Below are 17,620 nucleotides of genomic sequence, written 5' to 3'. Positions count from 1 at the left end.
CGACCAGGGCCGCATCCCAACCGGAGGACGATCCGATGAAGCATCACGAGCCCACGCAACCCGACGTGACCCGGACCCGGCCGGTGCATGCGCATGTCCAGGACCATGCACGGATCGCTCCCGATGCGCCCGCGATCCGGGACGGCCCGCTTTCGCTGAGCTACCGCGATCTGGACACCTGGGCGAATGCGACCGCCGGCGCGCTGATCGATCTCGGCGTGCAACGCGGCGACCGCGTCGCACTGGTGCTCGAACGCTCCGCCGTTGCCGTCTGCGCCATGCTGGCCACGATGAAGGCGGGCGCGGTCTATGTTCCGGTCGATCTCGCCTATCCGCCCGAGCGCATCCGCTTCATGCTGGACGACTGCCAATGCGCCGCGATCCTCACTGACGGCAGCCGCGCCCTCGACGCGCCCGACCTGCCGGTTCTGACCGTCACCCCCGCCGATGCGCGGGCCGAACCGGCGACCTTTGCTCCCAACCGGGCGATCGGCGCGGATGACCCGATCTACATGATCTACACCTCCGGCTCGACCGGCCGGCCCAAGGGGGTTCCGATCCTGCACCGCGGCGTGCACGGACTGCTGTTCGGCAACGACTACTATTCGGCCGGGCCGGGCGACCGCTTCCTGCAGACCGCGCCGATTGCCTTCGACGCCTCGGTGTTCGATATCTGGGGCGCGCTCGCAAACGGCGCGGAACTTGTCTTCTACCGCGAGCGGGTCCCGACGGCCGCGACGCTCGGCGCGGCGATTGCCGATCACCGCATCACCACGCTGTGGCTGACACCGTCGGTGTTCAACGGCATCGCCGCAGAGGATCCCCGCATCTTTTCCGGCGTCCGGCAACTGGTGCTCGGCGGGGAACCGCTATCGCCGCACCATGTGCGCCTGCTCTATGACGCCGTGCCCGACATCACCGTAATCAACGGCTACGGCCCGACCGAAAACAGCGATTTCACCTGCTGCTTCCGCGTGCCGCGCGATCTCGCAGCGGATGCGCTGCGTATCCCGGTCGGCCGCCCCATCGGCGGCGACGAACTCTTCATTCTCGACGACGACGGGCAGCCCGTTGGCGAGGGAAACACCGGCGTTCTGCACATCGCCGGCACCCGGCTGACGCCCGGCTATCACAACCGGCCCGAACTGACGGAGGCGGCGTTCCGGCCGCATCCGCACGATCCAGCGCGGCAAGTCTATGTCACAGGCGACCTGGCGCGACGCACCGAACAGGGGCTTTATGACGTTCTCGGCCGGCGCGACGATCAGGTAAAGGTGCGCGGCCACCGCGTCGAACTGCCGGAGATCAATGCCGCGCTGGAGCGTCACCCGACGGTGCGACAGGCCGCCTGCGCAATGCAATCCCTACCCTCCGGCGAGAGCGGATTGTGCGCCTATCTTGTTGCCGAAGAGGGATCCACGCCCACCACGGCAGAGTTGCGGTCGTTTCTTGGCCAAAGCCTGCCGGACTACATGATCCCCTCTCTCTTTCTGGCGCTCCCCACGCTGCCGCTCACTCCCAACGGCAAGCTGGACCGCAAGCGACTGCCGCACCCCGATGCGGCCTCCCGCCTGCCCGCCGGCGGCACGAGCGCCGCGCCGTGCCCCGGCCTGGAAGCGCGGATCGCGCGGATCTGGTGCGAGTGTCTGGGCCTCGCCGACTGCAGCCGGGAGCAGACGTTCTTCGAACTTGGCGGCACGTCGCTGCTGCTGACCAAGGTGCAACAGGCGCTCGAGCGTGAGTTGGGGACCGAGATCGCAGTGACGGCGCTCTTCGATCACCCGCGGCTGATGGATTTTTCCGTCCATCTGCAAAGCCGGCTCAACACCGGGCGCGCGGGAAACGGCGAAGACACGCCGGGCAACGAGGCCCTGCGCCGACGGGTCGGGCGGCGCCTGCGCGCGCGCAACCGCCCGCCACGCATGATGGAGGTCCGCCGTGACACATGATGCAACTGCCGATACCGGGTCAAAAACCGCTGTCGCCATCGTCGGCATGGCGTGCCGGTTTCCCGGCGCCGACGGCCTTGCGTCCTTCTGGGAGGCGCTGTGCGCCGGGCGCGACATGCTCCATCGCGATCCGGCGCGCGCGGAACCCGGCTACCAGCCGGTGCGGGGCCTCGTCAGCGAACCCGAAGGCTTCGACGCGCCCCTTTTCGGCCTTCCCGCGCGCGAAGCCTGCTACCTCAACCCGCAGCACCGGCTGTTTCTGGAGACGAGCCATGCGGCGCTTGAAAACGCCGGCTGCGATCCCGCGCGCTTCGACGGCGCGATCTCCGTCTATGCCTCCTGCAGCCAGAACCGCTATCACGAACAATTGCTGCAGATCGTTCGCTCGCCGGCGGAGCGCAGCCTCGCCTACAGTTCCAATTACGCGGAATATGCGCCAAGCCGCGTGTCCTACCGGCTCGACCTGCGCGGCGAGAGCATGGCGGTGCAGACCGCATGTTCCTCCTCGCTGGTCGGCATCCATCTGGCCTGCCAGAGCCTCTTGTCCGGCAGCAGCGACATGGCGCTCGCCGGCGGGGTGAACGTCGCGACCGCCGAAGAATTCGGTTACCGCACCCAGCAAGGCCTGCATTTCTCGCTTTCCGGCCATTGCCGCCCCTTCGACGCCCGCGCCGACGGCATGGTCTCCAGCGACGGGGTCGGCGTGATCGCACTCAAGCGGCTTGACGACGCGCTGGCCGACGGGGATCACATCTGGGCCGTGATCCGCGGTTCCGCGATCAACAACGACGGCGCGTCGAAGATGAGCTACACCGCGCCCGGCATCGACGGCCAGGCGGAGGCCATCGCGCTGGCGCAGGAGATTGCCGGCGTCGACCCGCAGACCCTGTCCTACATCGAGGCGCATGGCACCGGCACGCTTCTCGGCGATCCGATCGAAGTCGAGGCGCTGACCCGCGCCTTTCGCCTCAAGACTCAGGCGACCGGCATCAGCGCGCTCGGCTCGGTCAAGGCCAACATCGGCCATACGGTGCATGCCGCCGGCGTTGCCAGCACGATCAAGCTCGCGCTGATGATGCACCATCGCAAGATCCCGCCGGCGCCCGACTTCAAGACCCCCAATCCGGCGATCGACTTCGCCAAGACCCCCTTTCGCATTCCAACGACCCTTGAAGACTGGGAAAGCCCGGATTTTCCCCTCCGTGGCGGCATCAGCGCGCTCGGCTTCGGCGGCACCAACGCCCATGCCATCCTGGAGGAAGCGCCGCAAGCGCCGACGCGCCCGCGCTCGGACGCGCCCGCAATCCTCACTGTCTCCGCCGGAACCGCGACCGCCCTGAAACGGATGTTGGAGACGTTGGGATCCGCCCTCGCCGCCGATCCCACGCTCGACATTCGCGATGCCTCACGGACGCTGCGCGAGGGACGCCGCGAATATGCCCATCGCGCCGCCGTGGTGGCGGCAAATGCGAGGGACGCGGCGCGGCGTTTTTCCACGCTCGCCCCGGCGCAAACGCCCACCGGACCTTGGACCCAACCGCTTTTCGTCTTTTCCGGTCGCGCCGGCCAAGAGCCCCCGGAGGATCTGCCCCTCGTCGCGGCATTCCCGGCGTTTCGCGAGGCCTGCGCCGAGGCCCGTGCCGCGCTTGCAGCGGGAACCGCATCGGACACGGCCGACGCCTTCGTGCTGGCGCATGCGTTGCTCGCGCTGTGGCGCGATCTCGGTCTTTCGCCCGGCGCCTGTGTCGGCACCGGTCCCGGGCGGCTCTTCGCCCGCCACCTCTTCGCGGCCAGCGTGGGTCCGGCAGAGACACGCGCGGCCCGGCTCAAGGAGGCCGCCGCCGAGATCGGATCGCAACCGCACGCGCCGTCGCCGCAGGTAAGGCTGGTGCCGCTCGCGGCGGAGGCCGCGGTGTCCGAGGGCGTCGAAATCCTGGAACCGCTGGGCGCCGCGCTATGTCTTGGCAGGGACCGTGCGCGCGCGGCGAACCGCGCGATGCCGCAACGGCCCGTGACAAGCTTTGCCGCGCATTGCCTGTCCCAGGACCGGCCGGTGATCGAAATCGGACCCGGCGGGTTTTTGTCGGATCTCCTGCGCATCGAGGCCACGCCGGCGACCCTGCCGATGGTCGTCTCCAGCCTGCCCAGCGCAGCATCCGCCGCCGATGCACAGGCGCATTTCCTTGCCGCCGCCGCACGGCTCTGGCAAGCCGGCGCGTCGATCCGGCTCGAGGCCCTGCCGCGCCCCAGCCAAGCCCGGCTGGTGCCCTTGCCCGGCTATGCCTATGAGCGCAAGACCTACGGCCTGGCGGACCTGGCGGCAAACCGCACCTCAAAGCCGGCCGCGTCGCGCCCCGCCGAACCGTCGGAGGCGCAGGCAAAGCCACGAAAACAACCCGACATCGCGGACTGGTTTCACCTGCGCCGCTGGCGTCCGGCCCGCCTGCCGGCGCCGCATGACGCGATCCTTGCAAGCGGGGACGCGGCGCCGGACGCCCGGCTTGTCTTCGTCGGCGACATGCCGTGGCAGCAGGCACTCGTCGATGCGCTGCGCGGGACGAGCACCGGCCGCGTCATCGAGGTCCGCCCCGGATCGCGCTTTGCACAAGACGGAGAGGACCGCTTCACCGTCAATCCGCAGGAGAGCGCCTCCCTTGACGGGTTGTTCGACGCGCTGGAGCGCGACGGCGTGGCTTGGCGAGACCTCATCTACCTGTGGTGCGACAGTTCCGCGCCCGACCCGGCCCTTTCGGCAAGCGTGCTCTCGCCATTGACGTTGACCGGGGCGCTTGGACGGCAAAAGGCATCGCATCGCCTGTGGTTCGTCACGCAGGGCGCGCAGCATCTTCCAGGCGATCCATCCATCGCGGCCGAGGCCGCGCCGCTTTCAGCGCTGGCGCGGGTGATCGCGCAGGAGCACCGGACACTCCAGGCCCGCACGCTGGACCTGGACGCAGGCAGCGCCGCCGACCCGGCACAACAGGCGCAAACGCTCGAGAAAATCCTCGACGAGCTGCACGACCCGGGCGAGGACACGGAGGTGGCCTGGCGCGGACGGGCGCGCTTCGTGCCGGAGCTGGTCCCGGCAAGGCCGAAAGACGCCGACGCATCCGCCACGACCCACGCGCCTCCCTGGGGAGGCGGCGGCGCGCATGTGATCTTCGGGGGAACCGGCCATGTCGGCCTTGCGCTCGCCGGCGAAATCGCGCGGGAGGACCCGGACGCACGCCTTTATCTCGCCTCACGCTCGGGCGCGGTGCGCGATGCGGGTGTGGCGGCGCTCTCAGCGCTCCTGAGCAGCGGCGCGCATGTCTCGCTGCATGCCGCCGACCTTGCCGACAGCCAGGCGGTTTCGCAACTGTTGGACAAGGCACGGACAGAGAGCGAAACGATCGACACGGTGATCCATGCCGCCGGCGTGGTCGATGCGGACCACCTGAAGTTCATCCGCGACACGCCGCCGGAGCTTGCGGCCGACCTGCTGGTGCCGCATGTCGCTGGCATGCGCGCACTCGCCGATGCGGTGGCAAAAACGCCCGTCGGCAAGGTGCTCCTGTGTTCCAGCCTGTCGTGTTTCGTCGGCGGGTTGAGCTACGGCGCGCATGCAGCCGGCCACCGCCACATGGATGCCGTGGCCGCCCGCGAGAGGCTCGCGGGCCGTTCGAAAGCCGAGTGGATCACAGTGAACTACGACACCTGGCACGTGCCGTCGCGCGACAAGACCATCGGCGCGGGCGGCACCGACTGGGCAATCGAACCGTCGGAAGGCGCGGCCGTGCTCGCGCTTGCGGCGGCTGCGGGCGCCGGCGAGCACGCCATTTCGACGGTGCGGCTCGCCGACCGGCCGGGGCTGTCCGACACCGCAACGCCTCGGCACGCTCCATCGGTGTCGTCGTCGCAAGAGACGGATGAAAAAGACGTCCCCTCGGCCCCAAGGGGTCCTTCTCCTTCACCGGCGACGGCTCAGACGCCCGCCGCTCCAGCAGCCGGCAGCCTTGCGGGTGCCGTTGCCGCCTGTTTCGCGGAGGTGCTCGGCTGCGACGATCTCGGCCTTGAGGACAATTTCTTCGAACTCGGCGGGGAATCCCTGATGATGCTCGACGTGATCGACCTGATCCGGCAACGCACGGGGATTTCAGTGCCCACCGCCGATGCCTTCAAGGCGCTGACGGTGGCCGACATGACCCGGCTCTGCGAGGCACAGGCGGAAGGAATGGAAACTTAGCCGGCTTTTTACTCGATCACCGGCCGTCGCATGAAGACCATCGCCGCGACCAGCGCCACGGTGCCGAGCGCACCGGCGACCAGCGCCAGCGACGGAATGCCGACCCTGTCGAGCACGACGCCGCCGAGCCAGGCGCCGGCGGAGATGCCGACGTAGATCAGCGAACTGTTCAGCGACAGGATCAGCGCACCGCCCCCGCCGGCGTGGCTGAGCAGGCGGTGCTGGATCGGCACCAGATACATGTAGCTGACGATGCCCCAGACAAAACCGACCACCACCGTCACCAGCGCCGCGTCACGCCACATGACGAGCGCGACGAGGAGCGCGGTCTGCACCGCGACCGCGCCGATGAGCACCTGCAGCGGGCCGAGCCGGTCGGTCAGGATCCCGGTGGCGAAATTGCCGGCGAGCGCGCCGATGCCATAGGCCAGGAGCACCGCCGGCAGGATCGGCGCGCCGGCGTAGGACGTCCCGGCGAGGATCACGCTCACATAGGTGTAGACGACGAATTCCGACAAGACGATCAGGAAGGTTACCAGCAGGAGACCGGCGGTCACCGGCGTCAGCGCGCGCGATGCGGCCGCGGTGTCCGGTGCGGCCGCGCCGACGGGCAGACGCCCCATCAGCGGCGCCAGGATGGCGAGCGCGACGAGGCCCAGCACGACGACGAAGTAAAATGCGTAACGCCAGTCGAACATCTGGCCGATCAGGGTCGCGAGCGGAATGCCGGCCGCCTGGGCGACCGTCATGCCGCCGAAGATCACGGCGAGTGCCGCGCCCTTGCGGTGCGGCGGCACCAGATCGGAGGCGAGCGCGGTCGCGACCGGCGTGAAGATCGCAGCCCCCAGCGCCGACACGATCCGCCCGGCCACGATCTGGTGAAACCCGGTGGCCAATCCGCAGGCCAGATTGCCGGCGAGAAAAAAGCCGATGGCCAGCAGGATCACCCGGCGCCGGTCGAGCCCGCGCAGCAGCCAGGCGCTCAGCGGCGCGAAGACGGCGTAGGAAAGCGCATAGACGGACACGAGCTGTCCGGCCCGCGTTGCCGGAATCTCGAGGCTCGCGGCGATTTCGTTAAGAACGCCGATCACCACGAAGGTGTCCATTCCAATGGCGACGGCCCCCACGCCCAGCGCCGCCAACAGCACCGTCTGGCGCGAGGTCCCGCCCAGCGTCTTCGATCCGCTACCGCTCATGTCGCTCCGTCATCGCAGGTGTCACAGATACCGTCGGCAAGACGATCACAGCCTTACCCCGAATGCAACTCTGGATAGTTGTTTCCCATGAGCTTCCCGCGATAGCGCGGCGTGGGGCCATAGACGATCCAGGTGGTGACCACCTCGCCGATGACCCGCATCACCTCGAGCGTTTCGGGATGGTCGCGCGCGGAACGGGTGTAGGCCACGCCGGCCTCGTAACGCCCGGCGAGCAGTCCCTCTTCGACGACGGGCTTGGTGGTCTCGAAGGTGATCTTCCGCCAGTCCGCCTCGTTGACATAGCCAAGCGCAGGTTCGGGCACGCCGAGGGTCTGCGGCACGGCGACGTCGCGGCACTTGACGAGCGCCATTTCCTGCGTCGGCAGGATGAAGGTGTCGACCACATGCAGCCGGCCTAGGTAGCGCTCCGTCACCTGATGCACATTCAGGTGCGCGCTGCACTGAAGCAGATAGGAGCCGCCCTCTTCCACCGCGCGCGCCGCCGCCGCGACCAGATCGTCGCACAGCACGATGTCGGCCGCATCGACCCCCTGGAAGGCGAGATACTGCTTCAGCGCGTGCTCGTGGCAACTCCCCGTCGGACCCAGTGTGTGAAAGCGGATCATCGCTCGATGATCCGGTCTTCCAGCGCGCAGGCCTCGCCGATGATCAGGCCGTAGAGCGCGCGAACGAACTCCGGATCGAGACCCTGGTCCGCGCCCAGCTTCGCGCAACGGCTTTTCACCTCCTCCACCCGGTCGGGCTGCATCATGGCGATGCCGTGACGGCGCTTGGTGTGCGCCACCTGCGCGCAGATCGTCAGCCGCTCGGCCACAAGCGTGACCAGCGTCTCGTCGATCTCGTTCAGCTGGTCACGATAGGGCGCCAGCAGGCTTTGCGTGTCGGCCGTCATCCGTTCCGCTCTCCCTTGTGTCGGGTGCCGCATCGGCTGGAGGCCCGATGAGACCCTTGGTAAATTGCGCGGCGCAGCCCTCCAGCGCGGACAGCAGGTAGCCGCCTTCCTGCACGACGCAAACGGGCAGTCCGCTTACGCGCAGGATCTCCCCCACCCCGGCAAAGACATCCGGTGAAAGCCGCCAGCCGCCATGCGGATCGCCGTCGATCACGTCGTAGCCGAGCGACAGCACCAGCGTTTCGGCGCCGCCCGCGACGGCCTCGCCGACAAGACGGGACACCACGGCCAGATATGCTTGCGCATCCGGCGGTTCGCCAAAGGCATGGAACACATGCGCAGGATGCGCCGGCAGCGGATCGTCTTGATGCGGGAAGGTGTCCTCGCCGGACGCGTGGCAGCTGAGCACCGCAATGTCGGGATGGGCGGCCAGACAATCCGTCGTGCCGTTTCCCGCGTGATAGTCGATGTCGATCACCGCGACCCGCGCCCCGCTCTGGCGGCGCAGCGCCAGCGCCGCAAGCGCTGCATTGTTCAAGAAGCAATAGCCGCCGAAAAAGCGCCGCCCGGCGTGATGTCCCGGCGGACGGCACAACGCATAGACATGATCCGCCTCCCCGCGTGCGAGCGCGACGGCGGCGGCAACGGCCGTCGCTGCGGAGGCCAAGGCCCGGTCGGCGGAATCGGCACCCACCGGCGTGTCCTGCTCAACGCCGGGCGCAGCGAAGATCCGGCCCTGCGGCGTGATTGCGGCCTCTGCCGGATGCGGTCCATGCTCAAGAAACGCCAGATAGGCCGGATCATGCGCCAGCGGCAAAAGGCTGCGCAGCCTGCGGGTCGCTTCCGGCGGGACTCCCGCGCTGTACGCACGCGCGCCCGTCGCCCTCAGGATCCCGGCACGAATGCGCGCGGTGCGCTCGGCCACCTCGTTGGAGGGCGTGAGCGTGCCGCGTGCGGTTCGGATCGAGGCGCGCGGTTCGGTGCGATGCGCCACATCGAAGATCAGGAGCCCGGTCCGCGTCATGCCAGGCTCCGCCGCATGCGCTGGCCCGCCGGCGCGTATCCGGCCCGGGCGTAGAACGCCTGGAGCCGTTCGGCATGCGGATGGCCGGGTTTCGGCAGGGACACCTCCACCTGCGGCAGGCCACGGCGTCGCGCTTCCGCGTCAACCGCCGCAAGCAGGGCCGCACCGACACCGCTGCCGCGCGCACCCACGTCCACCCAGAGCTCCTGCAGCACGGCGTAGTCGCCGGAGGTACGCGCGGCCCGAACCACGGAGACGAGCGCGACGCCGGCAATGTCGCCGCCTTCGGTTTCCGCAATGCGGATGAAGCCGTCGCGTTCGTTTTCGCAGAAGCCTTCGCACACGGCGCGTGTCGCCTCGGCTCGAAACTGCGGCCCGGGCCCGCCGAGTTCGCGCAGCAACGCCTCGACGGCCGCGCCGACCGCCGCCGCTTCCTCCCTGCGGGGCGCGCGAATCCCGCCGTTTACGGCCAAGTCAGGTCGGTCCTGCCCGGCGTTTGCCACCTGTGGAGGCGTATCGGTCGCAGCTCCGGCCGCCTCGGCGACGGCCGCCATCGGCGCTTGCGCCTTGAGCAGGATCTCGTCGAACTCGGCTTGCGGGTCGGAGAGATAGACGATTGCTCCACCGCAACCGATGGACACATCGCCCGGCGTGCAAACGACGGTTCGGATGACGATGTTGAGATCGACCGCGCCCGTCAGCGACAGATAACCGATCGCCCCGGAATAGACGCCGCGTGCGGCCTCTTCGAGCCGGTCGATGATCTCCAGCGTGCGCACCTTGGGCGCGCCGGTCATCGAGCCGCCGGGAAAGCAGGACGCGATGCAGCTCACGGGGCTTTCGCCGGCGCGAATGCGGCCGCGCACCACCGAGACGAGCTGATGCACGGTCTCATAGCTTTCGACATGCATCAGGCTCGGCACATGCACGGAGCCAGTCTCGCACACCCGCCCCAGATCGTTGCGCATCAAGTCGACGATCATCAGGTTTTCCGAGCGGCTCTTCTCGTCAAGCCGCAGCCCTTCGGCGATGGCCGCGTCGCGGGCCGGATCGCTGTCACGCCGTTCCGTCCCCTTGATCGGCTTGGTCTCGACGCTGCCGTCCGGGTCGATGCGCAGGAAGCGCTCCGGAGAGGAACTGGCAATCGCAAGATCGCCGAACCTGAGAAAGGCGGAATAGGGCGCGGGATTGCGGCGGCGCAAGATGCGATAGAGATCGAGCGGATCGAGATCCACCTCCGCCTCAAGGGTGTTGGTGAGACAGATCTCGTAGCTTTCGCCGGCCGCGATTTCCTCAAGACAGGTCTTGATGCGTGCCAGATAGGCAGCCCGGTCGTGGCGCAGGCGAAATCGCGGTGGGGTCCCGGCGGGTTCCGGCGCCGGCGGCGCGGGCTCGCGGACCTGCCCGAGCGCGGCAATCGTTTCCTCCACCCACTGTTGCGCTGCATCCCGATCCGCCGCATCGCCCGCCTTTGCAAGCGCAATTGCATGCACGATGCCGTCGCGGTGATCGAACGCCAGCAGGCGGTCGGCAAACAGGAAGGCCGCATCTGGGGTCGGGGCCTCATGCGCGGCCGCGCCGCAGGTCAGGCGCTTGAGTTCATATCCGAAGAACCCGACATGCCCGCCGACGAAGGGACAGTCGAGACCCGCAGGTGTATGAACGGCCGGCGTGCGGTGGAATTCCTCCAGATATTCGAACACCGACTTGCCGAGCGGTCTTGGCGCCGCCTCGCCCCGGCCGTCTCGGACCTCTGCGGACTGGCCGCCATCGTGAAAGATCGCGGAGCGGGCAAACGGGCCGGAGGCATCGCCCATGAAGGAGAAGCGCGACAGTCCCCGAAGCATCAGGCTGCTGTCGAGCCAAAAGGCATTTTCAGCCTCACCGAAGAGGCGGACGAACGCGGCCTCCGCGGACGTCGCTTGTGCCGTGCTGCGCCAGACCGCCTCGAATGTCGCGGCACGCGCGGGCGCCGGTGGATCGATCGTATCGGCCATGTCAGACTGCTTCCGCTTCGCGACGCGCCGCACGGACCGCGCCGGAAAGGCCGGCAGCCTGGCGCAAGGGGACCGGCCGAACGAAATTGGCGAGCAAGGCCGCGCCCTGCTCGGAACAGATCGATTCGGGATGAAACTGCACACCCCAGAGTGGCCGGAGACGATGCCGCACAGCCATGACCAGTCCCTCTCCGGTCTCGGCGATGCACTCGAGGCAGTCGGGAAGCGGTCGATGCGCGATCAGCGAATGGTAGCGGGTCACGTCGAAAGCGGCGGGCAATCCGGCGAAGAGAGGGTCGGGACGGCAGTGAATGCGGCTGATGCGCCCGTGGAACGGTTCGGGCGCCCGCCCGACATCGCCGCCGAAATGCGCGACAAGACACTGATGCCCGAGACAGATGCCGAGCACAGGGCACTCCGCGAACCGCAGGACATCCATGGAAGACCCGACATCGGCCGCACGCGACGGAGCACCCGGACCGGGCGAAAGGATGATCCGACGATGCGGGATCTTCCGGATTTCACGCCAGGGAACAGAATTTGGAAGAACAACCGGCTCTTCTCCGGCAATTTCCGCCAGAATCTGCGCAACATTGAATGTAAATGAATCATAGTTGTCTACAATTATGGTCCCGCCAACCGTATTTTTAGACATACTTATCCTCGAGGGAGTTTGGCAAATTGCCAGATGCTATTTTCCGACCCCGCTTCCAAATCGTCAAAACGGGGCCGGAAAGTCACCCTCAAGGTATCAAGCCATAGATATAAACGTCTAAGTTACTTTTTGAATTTATGCGCGCAATGCGCGCATTGTCTCAGAGCTATTGCCGGATCGCGATCCGGCCCGGCGGAACCGGTCAGGCCCTCAACGCCGCCTCGTCAATCAACCGCTTCACCATGCCATCAAGCAGGCCGGCGGCGCGCGCGTCCGACAGCGCCCCGTCGTCTTCGAAGGCGGAGCCGGCGCCCGGGACCGTCGACATTTCCGGGATGACCAGGGCGCCATAGCCGATTTCCATGATCGTGCGCAGCCCCATCAGCCCCCGGATTCCGCCCAATGCGCCGGGAGAGGCGGCCCCGAGCGCGAACACCCGGTTCTTGAAGGCCGCCGCCGGCGGCTCGTCGTCCCCAGACAGCCGCGACACCCAGTCGAGCGTGTTCTTCAGCAGCGGGGAAATCGAGGTGTTGTATTCGGGGCTGGCGATGAAGACGCCATGATGGGCCTGCATCACCTCCTTCAGCGCCTTCGCGTTTTCCGGAACACCCTCGTCTGCTTCGATGTCGCCGTTGTAGATCGGCATCGGATAGTCGGCGAGCGAGAGGTGTGTCGCTTGCGCGCCTGCGGCGTCCACGCGCTTGGCGACCAGTTCGGCGAGCTTCGTGTTGAAGGATCCCGACCGGGTCGAGCCGGAGAAAACGAGAATACGAACGTCTTTCATGAAATACCTCGCAGTTCTTTTTCGCGTGGAGTCCCGCAACGTCCGGGGACAGCCTGTGATGCTGATATAACCAGGATGCGAGGCTTGACCAGTGCAATCTTGAAGACGAATGGCGAAGATGATGACACGGGCACAATTCAACGCGTATTGCCGCGCGCTCCCTGGCGCGACAAGTGTGGTTCAATGGGGCGGCGCATCGGTCTGGAAGGTCGGCGGGAAGATCTTTGCCCTGTGCTCGACCTGGGGTCCGGTGAGCGAGGAAGCCATCGCGTTCAAGTGCTCCGACCTCGCCTCGCAGATGCTGTGCGAGCGCGACGGCGTGGTGCCGGCGCCCTATCTTGCGCGGGCCAAATGGGTGCAGGTTCGCACCAATGATGCGTTGAGCGATGACGATATCCGCGCCTATCTGAGCGAGGCGCACAGGCTGATCGCGGCAAAACTCACGCGCAAGCAGCGGGCGGATCTCGGCCTCTGCGACCCGACCGCTATCCCGGAAGCACCTGGCTGCGCTTGACGACGCCAAAGGCGAAACTCGATTCCAGCGAGGCGATGCCGGGGATCTTGTGGATCCGCCTGCGGATGAAATCCTCATAGTCGGCGAGCGAGGCGACGACGACCCGCAGGAGATAATCCCGATCGCCCGCCATCAGGTAACATTCCATGATCTCGTCGATGCGTGCCACGGCCGCCTCGAAGGTACCAACGCTGTCCTGCGCGTGGCGTTCCAGACGCACCTGCAGGAACACGGTGACCGGCAGCCCGTAGCCTTCCTGATCCACAATCGCGGCATAGCCGTCGATCACGCCGGCCTGTTCCAGATTGCGCACCCGGCGCAGACAGGGCGAGGGCGACAGGCCCACCTTGTCCGACAGGTCCTGGTTGCTCAACCGGCCATTTCGCTGGAGGGCACGGATGATCTTACGGTCGATTTCGTCCATGAAAGCCCCTTTGATTGGCAGGATCTGCCAAAGCATAATGTTGAAGTGGCATATTTCGCCAGAAACGCGCAGGCAGCAAGCCCTACCTTGGCCACAGGAAAGCCCGCCGGCGGCGGGCCTGTCTCTTGTCCGGTGAGGATCTGACCCATGCTGAAAAACACGCCCCTTGGTTTCGCGACACGCGCCATCCACCACGGCTACGATCCGCTTGCCAATGACGGCGCCTTGACGCCGCCGGTTCACATGACCTCGACCTTCGCCTTCGACACGGCAGAACAGGGCGGCGAAATGTTCGCCGGCGAGCGGGCGGGCCATGTCTACAGCCGCATTTCCAACCCGACGCTGGCGCTGCTGGAAGAGCGGATCGCGGATCTGGAAGGCGGCGAGGCCGGCGTCGCCTTCGCCTCCGGCATGGGCGCGATCACCGCCGTGATGTGGAGCTTTCTCGCGCCGGGCGACGAGATCATCGTCGACAAGACGCTCTACGGCTGCACCTTTGCCTTCTTCCGGCACGGCCTGGCGAAATTCGGCATCACCGTCACCCATGTCGACCTGCGCGACCCGAAGACGCTTGAAGCCGCGATTTCGGAGCGAACCCGGATCGTCTATTTCGAAAGCCCGGCCAATCCGAACATGCGGCTCGTCGATATCGCGGCGGTCTCCAAGGTCGCCCATGCCGCCAGCGCCCGCGTCGTCGTCGACAACACCTATGCGACGCCGGTGCTGACCCGGCCGCTCGAGCTTGGCGCCGACATCGTCGTGCATTCCGCCACCAAGTATCTGGGCGGACACGGCGATCTCGTCGCGGGCCTTGCTGCCGGGTCGGCCGAGGACATGCAGGAGGTGCGGCTCGTCGGGCTGAAGGACATGACCGGGGCCGTGATGGCGCCGCTCACAGCCCACCTCGTGCTGCGCGGGCTGAAGACACTGGAACTGAGGATGGAGCGGCATTGCCAAAACGCAATGGCGATCGCCGAACTGCTGGTCGAGCATCCGGCGGTGTCGGTCGTGCACTATCCGGGCCTCGCCGGCTTTCCGCAGCATGATCTCGCGGCACGGCAGATGCCGGGCTTCGGCGGCATGGTCGCCTTCGAGCTCGCCGAGGGCATGGCCGCCGGCATCCGCTTCATGAACGCGCTGTCGCTTGCACGGCGGGCGGTGAGCCTGGGCGATGCCGAAACGCTGGTCCAGCATCCGGCAAGCATGACCCATTCGACCTATACGGCGGAGGAGCGCGCCGCCCATGATATCCCCGACGGGCTAATCCGCCTGTCGGCGGGTCTCGAGACAAGGGACGACATTCTCGCGGATGTTTCGGCGGCACTCGACCGCCTGCGCGCGCAGGCCGCCTGAGCCATGAAACTGCGCGATTTCGGGAAAATGCTGTGCAATATCGGCAAATTCTGGAACAAGAATTGCCGTTATTGATCGAAAACTTGCCGAAATTGGCCTGAAATTGTCGCGCTCCCGTCCTATCGTCAGACACAACGAGGTGCGACGCACGAGAGGACATTTTCATGACGACGCCCGCCAAGACCCGTCTGAAGCAGATCGAGCGCAAACTCTTGTGGCTTTCCTGCTGGACGATCCACAACGCCAACCACCTGCGCGAAAAAAGCCCGGACGGACTGAAGGTGGGCGGGCACCAGGCCTCCTGCGCCTCGATGGCGTCGATCATGACCGCGCTCTATTTCACCAGCCTCCGGCCGCAGGACCGGGTGGCGGTGAAGCCGCATGCCTCGCCGCTGTTTCACGCCATGCAGTATCTCGCCGGCAACCAGACCCGCGACAAGCTGGAGGCGTTTCGGGCCTATGGCGGCGCGCAGTCCTACCCCAGCCGGACCAAGGACGTCGACGACGTGGATTTCTCCACCGGCTCGGTCGGTCTCGGCGTCGCGATCACGGCCTTCGCCTCGATGGTTCAGGACTATCTTGGCGCCAAGAACTGGGCAAAACCCGGGCCGGAAGGGCGCATGGTGGCGCTGGTCGGCGACGCCGAGCTTGACGAGGGCAATGTCTACGAGGCGCTGCAGGAGGGCTGGAAGCACGGGCTGCGCAACACCTGGTGGATCATCGACTACAACCGCCAGAGCCTCGACGGCGTCGTGCGCGAAGGCCTCGCCGGCCGCATCCGGGCGATCTTCGGCGCCTTCGGCTGGGACGTGGTGCTCGTGAAACACGGCGCGCTGCAGCAGGAAGCCTTCGCGGAAGAGGGCGGAGACGCGCTGCGCGACTGGATCGACAGCTGCCCGAACCAGCTCTATTCCGCGCTCGCCTTCCAGGGCGGGGCGGCGTGGCGCAATCGGCTTCTGGACGACATCGGCGACCAGGGTCCGGTGACGGCGCTGATCGAGCGGCGTTCCGACGCCGAGCTTCTCGAACTGATGACCAACCTTGGCGGCCACTGCGTCGAGACGCTTTCGCAGACCTTCGCCGAACAGGCAAAGCACGACCGGCCGGTCGCCTTCCTCGCCTATACGATCAAGGGCTGGAACACGCCGCTCGCCGGACACAAGGACAATCACGCCGGGCTGATGACGCCGGCGCAGATGGAGACCTTCCGAAATGCCATGGGCGTGCGCGAAGGGCACGAATGGGAGCCTGCGGAAGGCCTCGACATGAGGTCCGCCGAGCTTGACGCCTTCGTCAAGAAGACGCCGTTCTTCGCCAAGGGCGCGCGCCGGCATGCTTCGCCGCATGTCGCGACGCCGGGGCCGCAGTTCCTCGACGACAAGGTGCTCTCCACCCAGGCCGGCTTCGGCAAGATCCTGGACGCACTGGCGAAATCCGATCATCCGCTGGCAGAGCGCGTGGTCACCACCTCTCCGGACGTGACCGTTTCCACCAACCTCGGCCCCTGGGTCAACCGGCGCGGACTGTTCTCGCGCGAGGACATGGCCGACACCTTCCGCGACCAGCGCATCCCCTCGACACAGAAATGGGGATTTTCGCCCAAGGGCCAGCACATCGAGCTCGGCATCGCGGAGATGAACCTGTTTCTGCTGCTGGGGGCCGCCGGCCTGTCGCATTCGCTCTTCGGCGAACGCCTCCTGCCGGTCGGCACGCTCTACGATCCCTTCATCTCGCGCGGACTGGATGCGCTCAACTACGCCTGCTACCAGGACGCCCGCTTCCTGGTGGTCGGCACGCCGTCGGGCGTGACGCTGGCGCCGGAAGGCGGCGCGCACCAGTCGGTCGCCACCCCGCTGATCGGCATGAGCCAGGACGGGCTGGCCGCCTTCGAACCCGCATGGCTCGACGAGTTGTCGATCCTGATGGACTGGAGCTTCGACTACATGCAGCGCGACGGCGAGGGCGACCCGGACGAGCGCACCTGGCTGCGCGACGAGACCGGCGGATCGGTCTATCTGCGGCTTTCGACCCAGGCACTGGAACAGCCCGCGCGGCGCGAGGACGAGGCTTTTCGCCAGGGCGTGATCGACGGCGCCTACTGGCTGCGCGAACCCGGCCCCAACTGCGAGGTGGTGATTGCCTATCAGGGCGTCGTCGGGCCGGAAGCGATCGAGGCTGCGGGGCGCATCGGCACCGACCGGCGCGACATCGGCGTGCTGGCGGTGACCTCGGCCGACCGGCTGAACGCCGGCTGGCACGCGGCGATGCGCATGCGCAAGCGCGGTAGCCGGGGGGCGATGAGCCACATCGAACGGCTTCTTGCGCCGCTTCCCGCCCATTGCACGATGATCACGGCGATCGACGGCCATCCGGCGACACTCGCCTGGCTCGGCTCGGTTTGCGGCCACCGTACGGCAGCGCTCGGCGTGGAGCACTTCGGCCAGACCGGAACGATCGCGGACCTGCATCACCACTTCGGGATCGATGCCGACGCCATCGTCGCCGCCGCCTCGGAACTGGCACCCGGACGGCCCGTCAGGCTGGCGAACCCGATTTGAGGAGTGAGACTCTACGACTGCACTTGTA

13 protein-coding genes are annotated in these 17,620 nt (G+C 67.1%); 5 read left to right on the top strand and 8 right to left on the bottom strand.

The window, feature by feature from the left end; all coding sequences use genetic code 11:
- Positions 1 to 35: 35 nt before the first annotated feature.
- Both BLU32_RS19915 and BLU32_RS19910 read left to right on the top strand, forming a co-directional pair.
- A complete protein-coding gene (locus tag BLU32_RS19915) occupies positions 36 to 1,949 on the top strand; it encodes a non-ribosomal peptide synthetase (RefSeq protein WP_093809842.1) in 1,914 nt (637 codons plus the stop codon).
- Positions 1,939 to 6,174, top strand: coding sequence for an SDR family NAD(P)-dependent oxidoreductase (locus BLU32_RS19910; RefSeq protein ID WP_093809840.1), 4,236 nt, complete (start codon positions 1,939 to 1,941; stop codon positions 6,172 to 6,174). The genes BLU32_RS19915 and BLU32_RS19910 overlap by 11 nt, the downstream gene beginning before the upstream one ends.
- A gap of 8 nt (positions 6,175 to 6,182) precedes the next feature.
- On the opposite strand, the gene BLU32_RS19905 is transcribed toward BLU32_RS19910, so the two are convergent.
- From BLU32_RS19905 to BLU32_RS19880, 7 genes are all read right to left on the bottom strand, one after another.
- Positions 6,183 to 7,370 carry an MFS transporter gene (locus tag BLU32_RS19905; protein WP_093809838.1) on the bottom strand — a complete coding sequence of 396 codons (1,188 nt, stop codon included), beginning with the start codon at positions 7,368 to 7,370 and terminating at the stop codon, positions 6,183 to 6,185.
- Between the two features lie 53 nt (positions 7,371 to 7,423).
- Complete coding sequence (locus BLU32_RS19900) at positions 7,424 to 7,996, bottom strand: hypothetical protein (RefSeq protein WP_093809836.1); 573 nt, start codon at positions 7,994 to 7,996, stop codon at positions 7,424 to 7,426.
- A complete protein-coding gene (locus BLU32_RS19895) occupies positions 7,993 to 8,283 on the bottom strand; it encodes a chorismate mutase (protein WP_093809835.1) in 291 nt (96 codons plus the stop codon). Before BLU32_RS19895 ends, BLU32_RS19900 begins: the two co-directional genes overlap by 4 nt.
- On the bottom strand, positions 8,243 to 9,307 hold the full coding sequence (locus tag BLU32_RS19890; RefSeq protein WP_093809834.1) for a hypothetical protein: 1,065 nt from the start codon (positions 9,305 to 9,307) through the stop codon (positions 8,243 to 8,245). The genes BLU32_RS19895 and BLU32_RS19890 overlap by 41 nt, the downstream gene beginning before the upstream one ends.
- On the bottom strand, positions 9,304 to 11,154 hold the full coding sequence (pabB, locus tag BLU32_RS19885; protein WP_244501884.1) for an aminodeoxychorismate synthase component I: 1,851 nt from the start codon (positions 11,152 to 11,154) through the stop codon (positions 9,304 to 9,306). The genes BLU32_RS19890 and pabB overlap by 4 nt, the downstream gene beginning before the upstream one ends.
- A 151-nt stretch (positions 11,155 to 11,305) precedes the next feature.
- On the bottom strand, positions 11,306 to 11,959 hold the full coding sequence (locus tag BLU32_RS22120) for an aminodeoxychorismate/anthranilate synthase component II (RefSeq protein ID WP_197673654.1): 654 nt from the start codon (positions 11,957 to 11,959) through the stop codon (positions 11,306 to 11,308).
- A 202-nt stretch (positions 11,960 to 12,161) separates the two neighbouring features.
- A complete protein-coding gene (locus tag BLU32_RS19880) occupies positions 12,162 to 12,743 on the bottom strand; it encodes an NADPH-dependent FMN reductase (protein WP_093809832.1) in 582 nt (193 codons plus the stop codon).
- 121 nt (positions 12,744 to 12,864) lie between these two features.
- On the opposite strand from BLU32_RS19880, the gene BLU32_RS19875 reads away from it, so the two are divergent.
- Positions 12,865 to 13,257 carry an MmcQ/YjbR family DNA-binding protein gene (locus BLU32_RS19875; protein WP_093811376.1) on the top strand — a complete coding sequence of 131 codons (393 nt, stop codon included), beginning with the start codon at positions 12,865 to 12,867 and terminating at the stop codon, positions 13,255 to 13,257.
- On the opposite strand, the gene BLU32_RS19870 is transcribed toward BLU32_RS19875, so the two are convergent.
- Positions 13,229 to 13,681 carry an Lrp/AsnC family transcriptional regulator gene (locus tag BLU32_RS19870; protein WP_093811374.1) on the bottom strand — a complete coding sequence of 151 codons (453 nt, stop codon included), beginning with the start codon at positions 13,679 to 13,681 and terminating at the stop codon, positions 13,229 to 13,231. The two genes, BLU32_RS19875 and BLU32_RS19870, sit on opposite strands and share 29 nt — an antisense overlap.
- A 147-nt stretch (positions 13,682 to 13,828) precedes the next feature.
- On the opposite strand from BLU32_RS19870, the gene BLU32_RS19865 reads away from it, so the two are divergent.
- Both BLU32_RS19865 and BLU32_RS19860 read left to right on the top strand, forming a co-directional pair.
- Positions 13,829 to 15,034 (top strand): methionine gamma-lyase, encoded by a 1,206-nt coding sequence (locus tag BLU32_RS19865; RefSeq protein WP_093809830.1) that lies wholly within the window; start codon positions 13,829 to 13,831, stop codon positions 15,032 to 15,034.
- Positions 15,035 to 15,198: 164 nt separating this feature from the next.
- Positions 15,199 to 17,592 carry a transketolase gene (locus BLU32_RS19860; protein ID WP_093809828.1) on the top strand — a complete coding sequence of 798 codons (2,394 nt, stop codon included), beginning with the start codon at positions 15,199 to 15,201 and terminating at the stop codon, positions 17,590 to 17,592.
- Positions 17,593 to 17,620: the final 28 nt, after the last annotated feature.

Origin of the sequence: Stappia sp. ES.058 (genome assembly GCF_900105595.1) — a bacterium.
Taxonomy (GTDB): Bacteria; Pseudomonadota; Alphaproteobacteria; order Rhizobiales; family Stappiaceae; genus Stappia.
The sequence above is the reverse complement of the archived record's forward strand: the minus strand, read 5'-3'. Positions and strand labels throughout refer to the sequence as shown.